Here is a 14,445-nt window from a genome sequence, read left to right as displayed (position 1 = left end):
CCCCGGACTCAATGGCTTGCTTACTTGACGCTGCACTCCTGAATGACGGCAGTACCTGCCTTGACGCCAGCCGGGTCAACCTTCACCAGCACACTCCACAGCCCCTGCGGCAAGGTGATGCTGTTATTGGCACTGCCCCCCTTGGAGAAGGCGAACGAATAGCCGGTTTCAGCGTTCACCGCGCCGCCACCGTTGAGCAGGTACTCCTTGCTCCAGTCCTCGTTGGCGACCTTGAACTCGGTGCTGCCAGCGTAGTTGAACGCCGCCTGATAGATGGCGAGATCGCCGTCCATCCCCTTGTAGCTCAGCTGGTACTGAGGTTGGGCTCCCCAGCCGGAGAGCTCACCCTTGACGAAGAGGTTGTAGCCAAGCGGATTGCCCGCCACCGTATCCAGCACCTTGCAGCTCTGCACAGGCTCGGTGAAGCTGACGCTCAGGGTCGGTTTGTCCTTGTTCATGGCGGTAAAGACAAACTTGTAGCTGCCTGCCTTGGCCAGATCGACACCGATATTGCCGGTTTCTCCCCCCTTGCAAAGGGTCAGCGGAGTGCCAACCACCAGCTTGTCACCGGCGTTACAGCTGCCGTAGTTGACCGGCCCCCAGCTGGCGTCAGCGATCTTGACGTTGGTGGTACCCAGCTTGTCGGTGCTCACCTCGGTAGTGAACTCGTACATAAAGTTGCCGCTGAAGGTCATCTGGTTGGTGTTGCCCCACTCATCGAGGAACCCCTTCAGATAAACATCGGTGTTGCCAAACGGTGGCAGGGTGCTCAGGTCGGTCTTCTTGCTGACCGGCAGGCCCGCGCCCTGTGCACCAGACTGCGGCTTGACGAACACAGCGGCAGACCAGGCCCCCAGCGTCAGCTGGCCGTTATCATAGGCGGCGCCGCTGGCGATGCTGTCGACTGCGCGATGCTTGCTGCTTAGCACCATACCGCTCAGATCGATCGGCTGATCGTTACCGTCACGGAAGTCACCGATGCTCTGGCTCTGGTTGCTGGCGTTGATCATCACCACCAGGCCGTCGATGGCCGGATCCAGATCCGCCCCGGCCCTGACGCCATCATCCACCGTCATGACGATAAGGCCGGGCACCTGATCCGGGCCGGTATTGCGGAAGTCGACCCGCTTGATCACCTCGGCGCCACTGCCCAGACGCAGCAGGCGGGAGGAGTTGCGCAGCTCCGCCAGCTCCTGATAGAAGCTCACCATCTGCGCCATCTCGGCCGAGCCCGGCTTGGCATGCTTGCCGAGCACCTGCTCAATCAGCGGATAGTTGTCGCCATCCTTGTCCTTGCGCGGCAACCCCTTGTCGAAGTTGTTGTCGCCCAGGGTGTAGTCGACCTTGTTGTACCAGTCGCCCGAGTCATAGCTGTCCCGCTCCATGGATTTGGAACGCAGCAGCTCGACACCGGCGTGGGTGAAGGGAATGCCCTGACCCAGCATGGCAGTCGCCAGCGAGACCCCCTGCATCCGCACCAGATCGGCTCCGGCAGGCGCCTTGTAGATCAGGTTGTCGAACAGGGTCTGGTTGTCGTGCTTGTCGACATAGTTCTGCACTTCCACCGGATCCTGGGCATAACCGGCAGGCTGACCGTTGTAGTCGATCTCGGCGCCTTTCTTCGGCATGCCATCCTTGTCGGTCAGCACGAACTCCTTGAGGTTGCCCGCCATGCCGAGCCGCACCAGATCGGACTGGTGCAAGGCCGTCGCCAGATCCACCTTGCTCATTTCGTTAGGATCGACGAAGGCACCGTTGCCAAAGCCCTGGGTCTTGCGAATGGTATCGCCACCGTCGAACGGACTGCCGCCGCGCACCGCATCGCGCAAGCGATCGGAGAAGGAGCCGATACCGGTACCGCCCAGATGCTTCTGGGTAGCCTGCACGAAGCGCTTGTCATCCTGCACTTCGCCGAAGTTCCACCCCTCGCCGTAGAAGTACATCTCGGGATTGACCTTCTTCACCGCGGCCAGCGCCTGCACCATCTGATCTTTCGGATGGTGGCCCATCAGGTCGAAGCGGAAGGCGTCGATCTTGTAGTCGCGCGCCCAGGTGACCAGGGAGTCATCCATCAGCTTGGCAAACATGGCGTGTTCCGGCGCCGTGTTGGAGCAGCAAGTGGAGTTCTCCACCGAGCCGGTCTCCGGATTGAGGCGCTGATAGTACCAAGGCACTATCTTGTCGAGCACCGACTTGGGGCCGAGCCCGGATTCGTTGGTATGGTTGTAGACCACATCCATCACCACGTTCATGCCGATGTTCTGCTTGATGGCCTTGACCATCTCGCGGAACTCCAGAATACGTTTGGTGCCCTCGGCGTTGGTGGCGTAGGAGCCTTCCGGCGTGGTGTAGTGGTAGGGATCATAACCCCAGTTGAAGGAGTCGACGCCGCGCAGGTAACCGGATAGCTCCTGCACCTGCGGATTATCCTTGCTGTCGCCCCCTTGCAGGTCGGCCAGCACATCTCCCACGGTCTGACCGCCACCACAGTAGCCGCCAAATCTGGATGTTTTCACATCCGGATTGACCTGACAGAGCTTGCTGAAGTCATCGCCGAGATTGGCCACCTTGGCCGGATCCTCGTTGACGGTGGCGATATCGAACACCGGCAGCAGGTGCAGGTGGCTGACGCCGCTCTTTGCCAGCGCTTTCAGATGGTTGACCGGTACAGAGTCGGGCTGGGTCAGGCCGACAAACTTGCCGCGCTTCTCTTCATCGGTGGAGGCATCGTTACCGGTCAGGTCACGAACATGGGCCTCATAGATGGTGATATCGGCGGGGTTCTGCTGGCTGTGGGGCGCCTTGAGGCTGTCCCATCCTTCCGGTTTCAGGGCCGGATCGTCGAGATCCACTACCTGACTGAACTCGGAGTTCATCGCCAGACTCAGGGAGTAGGGATCGGTCACCTCGTAGTGCTCGACCTTGCGGCTCAGCGGGTGGTAGACCTCCATGTCGTAGCGGTAGAACTGGCCGATCAGCTCGCTGCCCCCTTCGTAACTCCAGCTGCCGCTGGCGCTGTCGAAGGTCATCGCCACTTCACCACTCTTCTGGTGGCTGGCGTTGTAGAGGGCCAGCTTGACCGACTTGGCGGTCGGCGCCCAGAGGCGGAAGGTCACCCGGTTACCCTCCACCACGGCGCCATAGCTCAGCTTGGTCGCCTCGGGAGCATAGAGCGCATCGAGGGCGCCGGCGCTCTGCACCAGGGTCGCCCCCTGCAGGATACCGTCGGCATCGGTGCCGATAGCCACCAGCTCACCCTTGAGCAGGGGCTTGAGATCTTTCCCGGCAGGCAGGGCAAAGGCGGCCGCATCCTTGAGGTGCGGATATTTGGCCTGCTGCTCGGCAGTCAGGCTGGTCGCGGTCAGGCTGATATAGGGGAAATCGAACACCCCATCGGCATTGGCCTTGATGGTGCCCGAGTCGGTGTAATAGAGGCGAACGTGGGGCTTGTCCTTGCCCCCTTGCCAAATCAGGGTATTGCCATCGATCAAATGAGCGCTGGCCCCCGCCACGCCAAAGGCGGCGGTAAAGGCTTCGGCACGGCTGCCAAACAGATCTTTCTTGCCCGCGACAATGGCCACGGTGCGATCCGGGTGCTCACTGAAGATCACCTTCATATCGCTGCCGGTCAGGTTGGCCAGATCGCCGTTGCGGGCGATAAAGTTGATGCACCCTTCCACCTTGTTGAGCGGAACGACCCAGGCCGGACCAAAGCTGTCGGCGGTGGCCGGTGTCTTGCTCTTGTCATCCCACCCGGTATTCAGGCCGCTATCTGCCGTTGCCTGGCAGGCGTCGTTGTTCCAAAGGTGCAGGCTGTAGCTGTCAAACGGTGCCTTGGCGCCTTTGGCTGCCGACTGGGTATCCACCAGTGCAATGACCACCTGATTGTCGCCGGCAACCAGCAACTCTTTCGGGGGATCCATCTTGGGCAGACGAGCGACAGGCCCATCGGTGACTTCAGGTGTAGGCGGTGTAGGGGGGACGGGGTTCACACCGGAGGCATCAGAGCTGTTGTCATTACAGCCAGACAAAAGCGCGAGCAGTGAGGCTGTTACCAGCGCCACTTTGGTCTTTTTCATATCCATATTTTTATAATTCCCGCTGTAGTTAGTCTCGATAGTCGAGCACCCGGTCATTGCCAGGCGGTGCCATATTAATCAGCGGCAATCGATTCAAATGTGAGCGAGAGGGCAAAAAAACCATCCAGTTTCAACAAGATAACGTTTTCAGACTGAAACTTCGATCCGGCTCACAGACCTCGCGGCCATTTGGCCTCATATCTGGAAAACGGCAGTCACGGGGTCAGAAAAGCAATGTCTGATCAAGTGGATAGACAAGGAGTAAGCAATGAAACGGATTGAAGAGCAGGCAAGACGACTCGATCAGGAGTATCAGGCGATCGGGCAGCTGTTCGACCAGTTCTGCCAGCAGGCTGGCGCCCTGGCCGAACAGTATCACTTCTTCAACTGGCCCGATTATGAAGACTCACCCCCGCTGAGCCGCGCCTTCACTCTGCTGGGGGAACCCCGCGAACTGCGGCTGCGCTGTCAGCCCGGTGAGCGCTCCGCCCTCAATGGCCTGATCCAGGTGGTCTCGGAGGATGGCACCATAGATGCCAGCCTCGGATTTCGCGCCGATGGCCAGTTGCTGCTGGAGTCCGGCAAACTGCTGGACAACCCGCCCGGACTGCTGCTCAAGTTGCTGCTCGGCGCAATCTGGCAACACAAGCCGCAGGCCGATCTCTCACAACAGGAGATCTAGCTGCGGAGCCAACTGTTGAGTCGTTCTGGCTATTGTGGCCGCAGCACGCATCCACAATAGCCTGTGTCGAATGAAGGCGTGGTGGATTTACACCAGAGCATCACTCCTCGCTACGCCCAGCCCCCCGGCAGCAAATGTCCTGCTACTCCGGTTGCAACGGCTCCGCCACCTTGCCCTCCAGCTTTCTGACCGGCTTTTGCAGGATCAGGTTGGCCGGATAGGTGACCAGATCGCCGTTGTCATCACGCACCCGCACATAGAAGAGGCCGATCTCGGTGATGACGCCGGTGACCGAATCATCCTTGTCGAGGATGCGGATCCGGTCGCCAATCTTGTAGGGGAAGGCGAAGAAGATGGTGATGCTGGCGGTGATGTTGGAGAGGATCGACCACTGGGCGACCATGGCGACCCCCAATACCGCAAAGAAGGAGGAGGCGAGCACCACCAGTCGGGAGAAGTCGAGCCCCCACACCCCGGCCAGCACCAGCAAGGTGGCACAGCCGAGCAGGAAGTGGAACACATGGGCCACGTAGAGCACCCGGTTCTCGCTCACCTGCCTGCTCTGACCGAGCGCCAGCAGGCTCTTGTGAATCAGCCGCCGGATCAGGGTATGCCCCAGCAACAGCAGCAGGGTCAGACCAATTGATTGCCACATGGGTTATGCCTCCTTACCACCAGCGCCGATGTTTGAGCCAGATAGCCAGCCCGCTGGCCAGCGCCACCAGCGAACCACAGAAGACCCAGAAGGCGGTCGGATTCTCGGCCCCGGGAATGCCCCCCAGGTTGATGCCAAACAAGCCGGTCAGGAAGCTGGCAGGTAAAAAGAGCAGCGCCATCACCGACATCTGGTAGGCGCGGCGGTTGGTCGCCTCCGCCATCAGATTGTTGATCTCGTCTGCCAGCACAGCGGTGCGTGCCACTCCCGCATCGAGGTCGTCGAGCCAGCGCCGCAGCCGGTCGGCGATATCGAGCAGACGACGGCGATCATCCTCATCCAGCCAGCTGATCTTCTCGTTGGCAAGGCGCGCCACCAGATCCCGCTGGGGGGAGAGGTAGCGGCGGATCATGATGAGCTGCTTGCGGATCAGCGCCAAGCGGCCATTGGCGGGCATGTCGCGCATCAGCACCATCTCCTCCAGATCGAGGATCTTGTCGTGCAGTTCCTCGACAAACTCCCCCGCCCGATCGGTCAGGGCATCACAAATCTCCACCAGCCAGTCGGCCGGGGTATCGGCGCCGCCCCCCAGCTTGAGCTGGTTGAAGACATCCTGCTCGGAGAGCAGCGGACGACGACGGCTGCTGATGATGAGATCCGGGGTGATGAAGATGCGCAGCGCCACCATCTCTTCGGGCCTGTGATCCTTGTTGTGGTTGATGCCGCGCAGGATCAGCAGCACCGTCTCCCCCATCCGCACCAGCTTGGGACGATTGCTCTGGCCGAGCAGCGACTCCCTGGCCGCCTCGCTGAGCAAAGGGGTCTGCAACAGCCAGCGCGCCGAATCGGGATTGCCGTAATCCAGATGCAGCCAGCCGGGATGTGCCGCCGGGACTTCGCTTCCCGCCGTCAGCGGCGCCATGCCACCCTTGCCATCCAGGGTCAGGGCATAAATCACTTCACCGGGCACCCGATCCATCTCGTCTCCTTCTCGTTTCATATGCTGGCCCCAGCTTACACCAAAGGCGGGGCCGACTCAGCCCCGCGCCGGGAAGGGGAGGCCTGTGTTAACATGCCAGCTCTCGTTTTCCATCCGCGTTCACTACAGGAAACCATGCCATGCCCATCTGGGTTGATGCCGATGCCTGCCCCATTCCGGTCAAGGAGATCCTCTACCGCGCCGCCCACCGCGCCCAGATCGTCACCACCCTGGTGGCCAATCAGGGATTGCGGGTGCCCCCCTCGCCTTTCATCAAAACCCAGCAGGTGGAGAAGGGATTCGATGTGGCAGATCATGTCATCGCCCAGCAGGTTCAGCCCGGCGATCTGGTGATCACCGGTGATATCCCCCTCGCCTCCTGGGTGATCGATGCTGGCGGCGAGGCACTCAATCCCCGCGGCGAGATCTACACCCGCGAGACCATCAAGGCGCGGCTCGGCATGCGCAACTTTATGGAAGAGCTGCGCTCGGCCGGCGTGCAAACCGGCGGCCCGGCCCCCTTCAATGCCGCCGACAAGCAGCGCTTCGCCAACGCCCTCGACAAGTGGCTGGTCAAAGGCAAGTTATAAATAGGCTATAAAGGCGCCCAATTTGGGCGCTTTTTCGCCGTAACATCCTGATTTTTAAAATAAGAGCTGACCACAACCGTCAGGCTGGTAAGATGCGCCGCCATCTTGTCCACGCCGTAATCATCATGACCGCCCAAGGGCACCTGCTCTTCTCCGTTACCTGCACCCTGATCGCCCACAAACTGCAGCTCACTCCGGCCCTGGCAGATGCCAGTCTGTGGCAGACCATCCCTGCCGCGCTGGCCAGCGCCCTGTTGCCCGACCTCGACCACCCCAAATCTGTGCTGGGGCAGCGACTGCCGTGGATCTCGAAACCTCTGTCGCGGCTGTTCGGCCATCGCGGTTTCACCCACAGTCTGCTGGCGGTCGCCGCCGCCGTCTGGGGGCTGAACCAGAGCCTGCCGCCGGACACCTTGCCCATGGGGGTCAAGGATGCCCTGATCGTCGGCTACCTCAGCCATCTGCTGGGGGACTGGCTCACCCCGGCGGGCATTCCGCTCTTCTGGCCCATCAAGCGCCGTTACCGCCTGCCGGGCTGGCCGCTGCGCAGTGGCGGCGCCATCGAAACCGGCTTTTGCACCCTCACCCTGCTGGTTGCCGGCTGGTGGTGCGGCTGGCGCCTGTAAGCCAGAAATAAAAAAGCCCCTGACGAGGTCAGGGGCTCAAACCGTGGCAGATGCCACTAGAGGATCAGATCATGATGCCTGCGATAACAGCAGAGAGCAGGCTGACCAGAGTTGAACCGTAGACCAGCTTCAGACCGAAGCGCGAAACCATGTTGCCTTTCTCTTCGTTCAGCGCTTTTACTGCACCGGCGATGATGCCGATGGAGCTGAAGTTGGCGAAAGAGACCATGAAGATGGAGAGGATGCCGACGGTACGCGGGGAGAGCTCGGCAGCAATCTTGCCCAGATCCATCATGGCCACGAACTCGTTGGTCACCAGCTTGGTCGCCATGATGGAACCCGCTTGCAGCGCTTCACCACTCGGAATACCCAGGATCCAGGCGATTGGATAGAAGAGGTAGCCCATGACGTACTGGAAGTTGACACCAAACGCCAGCTCGAACAGGTAGTTGACCAGGGCAATCAAGGCGATAAAGCCCACCAGCATGGCCGCCACGATAACGGCCACGGAAAAACCGGCCATGATGTACTCGCCCAGCATCTCGAAGAAGTTCTCTCTCTTCGGCGTATGGTGCTCGTCGCCCTCGGCCAGCGCCTTGGCATCGGTCACGGTATTGTCCGGCTCGTAGGGGTTGATCAGCGACAGCACGACAAAGGTGCTGAACATGTTGAGCACCAGCGCAGCCACCACGTAACGCGGCTCGATCAGCTGCATGTAGGCACCGACGATGGACATGGAGACGGTGGACATGGCCGTTGCCGCCAGGGTGTACATCTGCTTCTCGTTCAGGTGCGGCAGGATGTTCTTGAGCGCGATGAAGTTCTCGGATTGACCGACGATCATGGAGCTGATGGCGTTGAAGGACTCCAGCTTGCCCATGCCGTTGATCTTGGCCAACACGGTACCGATACCGCGGATCACCAGCGGCAACAGGCGGATGTACTGCAGAATACCGATCAACACGGAGATGAAGACGATGGGCATCAACACCATCAGGAAGAAGGTAAATGAACCTTCATTCATCATGCCGCCAAATACAAAGTCGGTTCCCTGCTTGGCAAACTCCATCAGCTTGGTGAAGCCGGCCGCGAAGCCACCCACCACAGCCAGACCCACTTCCGAGTTCAACATGAACCAGGCCAGCGCCAGCTCGACCACCAGCAGTTGGCCGATATAACGCAGCTTGATCTGTCTCCAGTTGTGGCGGTTAGCCAGCAGAGAAAGAGCGAGGACCATCACCAGTCCGAGCACAAAGTGAACGTATTCCATACCTGTAGCACCTGAGTGAATTGTAATTTTCGACCGGCGCCATCATAGACATTTGCACATTTAAAAATCAGAGAGTCATCACAATCCCGTGTAATAATATGCATGCAGGATAATACAAACGTTTTTAAATTAATTACGCAACAACCTGATATTAATCGCACAACTTTGACGACGAAAAATTCATTAAAAAACATGATATTACATAATTAAAATGGCATTTTCATGGCCCTCCAAAATATCTTGATATCATTTTCGCAACATTGTGCTTAATGCCACACTCGCCAATAGAATATTTTTCAACCATTATATTTAAACAACAGAAATGGCAAACGTTTATCCGCAATAAATAATTACACGCATGTTTGAATAATTACCCCGATATCCTTTCACATATTGCTCACAACCAATCTGGCAACAAATACCCCCATAATGTGCCCCCCATGGCCAGCCGTTCAAAAATCCGCCACATCCGGTGCCACATTCTGGTATGATGCGCGGCCTTAGCGCTCGCGCATCCCCGTTTTCTCCGAAATAGAGTCCTTTTGTGAACAACAGCGAATTTAGCAGCCTCAATCTCTCCCCCGCCCTGCAAGAGAACCTCACCAGCCTGGGTTACCTGCAGATGACCCCGATCCAGGCCCAGAGCCTGCCCCTGGTGCTCGATGGCAAAGACCTGATCGCCAAGGCAAAAACCGGCAGCGGCAAGACCGCCGCCTTCGGCCTCGGCCTGCTGGCCAAGCTCAACGTCAACCGCCTCGAAGTGCAGGCGCTGGTGCTCTGCCCGACCCGCGAACTGGCGGATCAGGTGGCCACCGAGATCCGTCGTCTGGCGCGCGCCCTGCCCAACGTCAAGCTGGTGACCCTGTGCGGCGGCACCCCGACCGCACCGCAGTCCGCCACCCTGAGCTTTGGTGCCCACATCGCTGTTGGCACCCCGGGTCGCATTCTCAAACATCTGGAGCAAGGTACGCTGGAGCTCTCCGGCCTCAAGACGCTGGTGCTGGATGAAGCGGATCGCATGCTGGACATGGGCTTTGGCGAAGATATCAACCGGGTCATCAGCTATGCCCCCCAACAGCGTCAGACCCTGCTCTTCTCCGCGACCTATCCGGAAGGGATCGCCCAGATGAGCCGCGGCGTGCAGCGCAATCCGGTCGAGGTGAGCGTGGAGTCCCTGCACGAGGGGAGCGCCATCGAACAGAAGCTCTATGAAGTGCCTGCCGGTCAGCGCCTCGACGCCCTCACCTGGCTGCTGAGTCACTACCAGCCCAGCTCCTGCGTGGTGTTCTGCAACACCAAGCGCGCCTGTAACGACGTGGCCGACCATCTGGCCGCCAAGGGCTTCTCAGCGCTGGCGCTGAACGGCGATCTGGAACAGCGCGAGCGGGATCAGGTGCTGGTGCGCTTTGCCAACGGCAGCGCCACCATTCTGGTGGCCACCGACGTGGCGGCCCGCGGCCTCGACATCAAGGAGCTGGGCGCCGTCATCAACTACGAGCTGACCTATGATCCGGAAGTGCACGTACACCGCATCGGCCGTACCGGTCGTGCTGGCCAGCAGGGTCTGGCCCTGAGCCTCTATCAGCCGAACGAGGCCCAGCGCGTCAACTTTATCGAAGAGTACCAGCAGGCTCCGATGCCGCTGGGTGATCTCGACAGCATCGGCCGCGACATCAAGCCGATCGCCCCGCAGATGGTGACCCTCTCCATCGATGCAGGCCGCAAGACCAAGGTGCGGGCCGGTGACATTCTGGGCGCCCTGACGGGTGAAGGCGGCATTGCCGGCGCCGACGTGGGCAAGATCCAGATCTCCGAACAGTACTCCTACGTCGCGGTGAAGCGCAGCGTGGCGAGCGCCGCCCTCAAGCGGTTGCAGGAAGGCAAGATCAAGGGTCGCAGCTACCGCGCCCGCAAACTGGGCTAAGGTTCTTTGCAAGCCGTTAGCCAGACCACAGGCGCCTGACAGGCGCCTGTTTCATATCTCCGATGCCGCCATGCGGCAAGACAGGCACCATGACCCAAGCAATCCAAACCGATGTGAGCTGCCAGAACTGCGAAGCCTGCTGCTGCCGCCTCGAAGTGATGCTCTTTACCGATACCGGCGTGCCGGACCGTTATGTACTGGAACGGGATGGCGAGATACCGGTCATGCGCCGGCTGGACGATGGCTGGTGCGCCGCCCTCGACCGCAACACCATGATGTGCCGTATCTACGAGGTGCGACCGCTGATCTGCCGCGAATTCGAAATGGGTGAACCCGACTGCGTTGACGAACGGGACAAGTGGTTTATCAAGCTGGATTGAGCCAAGGCCAGTCAGGATAAGGGTGGTCAAGCGCTCGCAGGTTCACAGGGAGCAGTGCTGAGCTGCTCTCCCAGCCACTGTATGGCCGCTGCCTCCTGCTCGAAGTAACGTACCGCCCGAAAGGGTAATCCCTTGAAGATGTTATCCGCCAGATAGCGCTTGAAGCCCCCTACGAAAACCACAGCCAGAAACTGACAGCCACTCTCGGCACACCAGCCAAACTGGCGACGAAAACGGGCCAGCACCTCGGGCCCGGCCGCTTCAAACTCGGTCGCGACCTCGACAATTCCCCAGGGGCCATCCATCAGACCGGCCAGTTCGTGACGAAAGCGCGCCTCATAGGCCATGGCACCTGCCAGATTGAAGGGGCCACTCGGGCGGCAGATCAGCATCTGGCCCCTGCGCTCCATGTCAAATTGCCCATGTGGCTGCATGACTGCTCCCATTCCGTTACCACCACCATCGCCTGCAAATTGTTACCACAAGGTAATAATTTATAAGGAAAAGTCCAGCAGCAAACAGGCTTTCCCCAAAGTGTGCTCATCCTATCCGGCAAACCGTTGGCACCTCATGTTACCGACATCCCGCACCGAACCGATCTCAAGATGTGTGATTGCAGTTAACGAAACGTTACTGCTATTATCCGCGCCGCCACAAACATTCCACCTGCCGAAAGGTTTGGCACCTCAACAAGGATGTGCAATGAAAAACAGGGACTCGAGTCATCACCAACGGATCTGGCGCTGGCACTTCTACGCCGGTCTCTTTGTCGCCCCTTTCCTGATCCTGCTGTCACTGACCGGGATCGTCTATCTGTTCAAACCCCAGCTCGACAACCTGATGTACCCAGAGCTGATGGAGGTCGCCCCCGCCAGCCAGACCCTGAGTGCCGACCAGCTGCTGGCCAAGGCGATGATGACCATGCCCGATGCCAGCCTGCGTAAATACCTGCCGCCTGCCGCTCCCGACCTGAGCGCTCAGTTCATCGTCAATCAGGGGGAGCGCGAACTGACCCTGTTTATGGATCCCGCCAGCGGCGCCCTGCTCGGCACCATGGATAACAAGTGGAATCTGCAAGCGGTGGCCCGCTCCCTGCACGCCGACCTGCTGCTCGGCACCACGGGGGATCGGCTGATCGAACTGGCGGCAGGCTGGGGGCTAGTACTGCTGCTGAGCGGCCTCTACCTCTGGTGGCCACGCAAGGGGCCCGGGGTGGGTGGCATTCTTTGGCCCAGAGTCAGCCAGCGCGGACGCCTCTGGTGGCGGGATCTGCACGCAGTGGTCGGCTTCTGGGGCGCTGGTTTCCTGCTGCTGTTGCTGTTGAGCGGCATGACCTGGACCGGTTTCTGGGGCGATCAGTTTGCCGCGGTCTGGAACCGCTTCCCCGCCGCCATGTGGAACGAGGTGCCCAAATCGGCACCGCTGGCTCGCAGCCTCAATCAGGCCCACGAGCAGACCGTCCCCTGGGCGGTGGAGAACACCCCCATGCCCAGCTCGCAGCCTGTTGATGAGGGGCACGATCACGGCGCCATGAACCACGGCGAGCACGAGGGAATGGTGATGGCCAGCCAGCGGATCCCGCTGCAACAGGTGGTGGATATCGCCACTGCCCGGAAGGTGAGTCCGGGGTACAGCATCACCCCGCCGGTCGGCACCACCGGCGTCTACACCATCGCCCTGTTTGCCGACGATCCACGCAACGACGCCACCCTGCATATCGATCAATACAGCGGCAAGGTGCTGGCCGATGTGCGCTGGCAGGATTACGGCACGGTTGCCAAGACGGTGGAGAGCGGCGTCATGCTGCACATGGGCAAGCTCTACGGCTGGCCCCATCAGCTGGCCATGCTGACCATCTGCCTGATGGTGCTGGCCAGCGCCGTGAGTGGTCTGTGGATCTGGTGGTGCCGCCGTCCGCAGGGGCGTCTCGCCGCGCCGCCACTGCCTGCCAAACTCCCGCCGATGCGCGGTGCCATCGCCCTGCTGATCCTGCTGGGGATCGCCTTCCCGCTGGTGGGCACATCCATGATCGCCATCTGGCTGCTGGATACCCTGATTTTCTCCCGTCACCCGCTCAGGGCGGCGCGCGCCAGCTAAACCCGCCAAAACCAAAAAGGGCTCCCATCTCGGGAGCCCTTTTCATTATTCGCCTTGGCGAGCTGCGACCAGCTGTCAGGAGAGCGCCAACCCGATGGAGAGCAGCAGACTGAACAGAAAGGCGCTGATGGCGGTCTTCTTGAGGGAACCGGTCAGCACCTCGCCATCGTAGCTTTCGCGAAGAGTCTTGGCCGCATCGCTGAGGGGCTTCATGGCGGGCAGGAAGATCCACGGCCAGAAGCTGGCGGGCTGGATCAGGATAAAGGCGATGGTTGCCAGCAGCGCCGCCCCCAGCAGTACCCAGTGATAGGCAATGGCGCGGTTGCGGCCAAGGCGCACCGCCAGGGTGATCTTGCCGCTGGCGGCGTCGGTCTCGATGTCGCGCACATTGTTGATATTGAGCACGGCGGTGGCCAGCAGGCCACAGGCGGTGGCGGGCAGCAGCAGATCCCACTCCAGCGTCTTGGTGAAGAGGTAGTAGGAGCCGAGCACCCCCAGCAGACCGAAGAAGAGGAACACCGAGATATCGCCAAACCCGCGATAGCCGTAAGGGGTCTTGCCGACGGTGTAGGTCACCGCCGCGACAATGGCTGCCCCCCCCAGCACCACAAATGCCAAAATCTGCAGCCACTGGCCGCCGAAGGCACAGCCCAGCAGCAGCAGGCCACTGGCCACCGCCGCCAGCGCAGTCAGCCCCATCGCCACGCACATCTGCTTTTTGGTGATAAGACCGGAGACCACCGCCCGCTGCGGGCCGATCCGCTCGCCGTTGTCGGCGCCGGAGACCGCATCGCCGTAATCGTTGGCCAGATTGGAGAGGATCTGCAGCAAGATGGCGGTCAACAGGGAGAGCGCCATGATGGTGCCATCGAAGGCACCACGACTGGCAGCCAGCCCCGAGCCCAGCAGGATGGAAGAGCAGGCGAGCGGCAATGTTCGCAAACGCGCCGCCAGCAACCAAACAGAGAAGGTATTTGTCATTTTGTGATGGCCAAACAATCGGATATTGATCGTGTTAAGGGTTATCGAACCGGATTTGGGTATACTTGGCCCCGGAGAGTGAAGCTCCCGCGGGCGATTTACATGGACGAATGGGCAGATAATATATAGGAAATCATCGCCCTTTGGCATAAACCTACGGCATCCAGCTACCGGATCGCTCG

General features: G+C 60.2%; 12 protein-coding genes. 6 read left to right on the top strand and 6 right to left on the bottom strand.

What is annotated here, in order from left to right:
• Nucleotides 1-20: 20 nt before the first annotated feature.
• Nucleotides 21-4,085 (bottom strand): pullulanase-type alpha-1,6-glucosidase, encoded by a 4,065-nt coding sequence (pulA, locus tag G5195_RS07200; protein WP_421235995.1) that lies wholly within the window; start codon nucleotides 4,083-4,085, stop codon nucleotides 21-23.
• Between the two features lie 262 nt (nucleotides 4,086-4,347).
• Here pulA and G5195_RS07195 point away from each other — a divergent pair, with 262 nt between their 5' ends.
• Entirely contained in the window at nucleotides 4,348-4,761 is a 414-nt protein-coding gene (locus tag G5195_RS07195) for a hypothetical protein (RefSeq protein ID WP_216952830.1), read from the top strand.
• A gap of 142 nt (nucleotides 4,762-4,903) precedes the next feature.
• Here the strand turns inward: G5195_RS07195 and G5195_RS07190 are convergent, their stop codons facing one another.
• Nucleotides 4,904-5,416: a mechanosensitive ion channel domain-containing protein gene (locus tag G5195_RS07190; RefSeq protein ID WP_005354921.1), complete on the bottom strand. Its 513-nt coding sequence runs from the start codon at nucleotides 5,414-5,416 to the stop codon at nucleotides 4,904-4,906.
• Nucleotides 5,417-5,429: 13 nt separating this feature from the next.
• On the bottom strand, nucleotides 5,430-6,395 hold the full coding sequence (gene zntB / locus G5195_RS07185; protein ID WP_005341467.1) for a zinc transporter ZntB: 966 nt from the start codon (nucleotides 6,393-6,395) through the stop codon (nucleotides 5,430-5,432).
• A gap of 140 nt (nucleotides 6,396-6,535) precedes the next feature.
• Here zntB and G5195_RS07180 point away from each other — a divergent pair, with 140 nt between their 5' ends.
• Together G5195_RS07180 and G5195_RS07175 are read left to right on the top strand one after the other, a co-directional pair.
• Nucleotides 6,536-6,985: a YaiI/YqxD family protein gene (locus G5195_RS07180; protein WP_064339342.1), complete on the top strand. Its 450-nt coding sequence runs from the start codon at nucleotides 6,536-6,538 to the stop codon at nucleotides 6,983-6,985.
• 125 nt (nucleotides 6,986-7,110) lie between these two features.
• Entirely contained in the window at nucleotides 7,111-7,611 is a 501-nt protein-coding gene (locus G5195_RS07175) for a metal-dependent hydrolase (protein WP_041234360.1), read from the top strand.
• A 64-nt stretch (nucleotides 7,612-7,675) separates the two neighbouring features.
• Here the strand turns inward: G5195_RS07175 and G5195_RS07170 are convergent, their stop codons facing one another.
• Nucleotides 7,676-8,881: a NupC/NupG family nucleoside CNT transporter gene (locus G5195_RS07170; protein WP_216952829.1), complete on the bottom strand. Its 1,206-nt coding sequence runs from the start codon at nucleotides 8,879-8,881 to the stop codon at nucleotides 7,676-7,678.
• A 544-nt stretch (nucleotides 8,882-9,425) separates the two neighbouring features.
• Between G5195_RS07170 and dbpA the strand changes: the two genes are divergently transcribed.
• Together dbpA and G5195_RS07160 are read left to right on the top strand one after the other, a co-directional pair.
• Nucleotides 9,426-10,805: an ATP-dependent RNA helicase DbpA gene (gene dbpA / locus G5195_RS07165; protein ID WP_042053613.1), complete on the top strand. Its 1,380-nt coding sequence runs from the start codon at nucleotides 9,426-9,428 to the stop codon at nucleotides 10,803-10,805.
• Nucleotides 10,806-10,894: 89 nt separating this feature from the next.
• Nucleotides 10,895-11,185: a YkgJ family cysteine cluster protein gene (locus G5195_RS07160; RefSeq protein ID WP_005341481.1), complete on the top strand. Its 291-nt coding sequence runs from the start codon at nucleotides 10,895-10,897 to the stop codon at nucleotides 11,183-11,185.
• Between the two features lie 26 nt (nucleotides 11,186-11,211).
• Here the strand turns inward: G5195_RS07160 and G5195_RS07155 are convergent, their stop codons facing one another.
• Nucleotides 11,212-11,619, bottom strand: a complete 408-nt coding sequence (locus tag G5195_RS07155) for a hypothetical protein (protein WP_100645004.1) — start codon at nucleotides 11,617-11,619, stop codon at nucleotides 11,212-11,214.
• Between the two features lie 268 nt (nucleotides 11,620-11,887).
• Here G5195_RS07155 and G5195_RS07150 point away from each other — a divergent pair, with 268 nt between their 5' ends.
• Nucleotides 11,888-13,282: a PepSY-associated TM helix domain-containing protein gene (locus tag G5195_RS07150; protein WP_227341886.1), complete on the top strand. Its 1,395-nt coding sequence runs from the start codon at nucleotides 11,888-11,890 to the stop codon at nucleotides 13,280-13,282.
• 75 nt (nucleotides 13,283-13,357) lie between these two features.
• Here the strand turns inward: G5195_RS07150 and G5195_RS07145 are convergent, their stop codons facing one another.
• On the bottom strand, nucleotides 13,358-14,263 hold the full coding sequence (locus tag G5195_RS07145) for a 1,4-dihydroxy-2-naphthoate polyprenyltransferase (RefSeq protein WP_005363134.1): 906 nt from the start codon (nucleotides 14,261-14,263) through the stop codon (nucleotides 13,358-13,360).
• Between the last annotated feature and the right edge of the window lie 182 nt (nucleotides 14,264-14,445).

The sequence above is a fragment of the Aeromonas sp. 601039 genome, from assembly GCF_049174415.1.
Taxonomy (GTDB): Bacteria; Pseudomonadota; Gammaproteobacteria; order Enterobacterales; family Aeromonadaceae; genus Aeromonas; species Aeromonas veronii_A.
The sequence above is the reverse complement of the archived record's forward strand: the minus strand, read 5'-3'. Positions and strand labels throughout refer to the sequence as shown.

Excerpts from the sequence above, each read along its gene's own strand:
- G5195_RS07155 (WP_100645004.1), bottom strand. The coding sequence starts at position 11,619 with ATGCAGCCACATGGGCAATTTGACATGGAGCGCAGGGGCCAGATGCTG.
- pulA (WP_421235995.1), bottom strand. The coding sequence starts at position 4,085 with ATGGATATGAAAAAGACCAAAGTGGCGCTGGTAACAGCCTCACTGCTC.
- zntB (WP_005341467.1), bottom strand. The coding sequence starts at position 6,395 with ATGGATCGGGTGCCCGGTGAAGTGATTTATGCCCTGACCCTGGATGGC.
- G5195_RS07180 (WP_064339342.1), top strand. The coding sequence starts at position 6,536 with ATGCCCATCTGGGTTGATGCCGATGCCTGCCCCATTCCGGTCAAGGAG.
- G5195_RS07170 (WP_216952829.1), bottom strand. The coding sequence starts at position 8,881 with ATGGAATACGTTCACTTTGTGCTCGGACTGGTGATGGTCCTCGCTCTT.
- G5195_RS07160 (WP_005341481.1), top strand. The coding sequence starts at position 10,895 with ATGACCCAAGCAATCCAAACCGATGTGAGCTGCCAGAACTGCGAAGCC.
- G5195_RS07150 (WP_227341886.1), top strand. The coding sequence starts at position 11,888 with ATGAAAAACAGGGACTCGAGTCATCACCAACGGATCTGGCGCTGGCAC.
- G5195_RS07195 (WP_216952830.1), top strand. The coding sequence starts at position 4,348 with ATGAAACGGATTGAAGAGCAGGCAAGACGACTCGATCAGGAGTATCAG.
- G5195_RS07145 (WP_005363134.1), bottom strand. The coding sequence starts at position 14,263 with ATGACAAATACCTTCTCTGTTTGGTTGCTGGCGGCGCGTTTGCGAACA.
- G5195_RS07190 (WP_005354921.1), bottom strand. The coding sequence starts at position 5,416 with ATGTGGCAATCAATTGGTCTGACCCTGCTGCTGTTGCTGGGGCATACC.
- G5195_RS07175 (WP_041234360.1), top strand. The coding sequence starts at position 7,111 with ATGACCGCCCAAGGGCACCTGCTCTTCTCCGTTACCTGCACCCTGATC.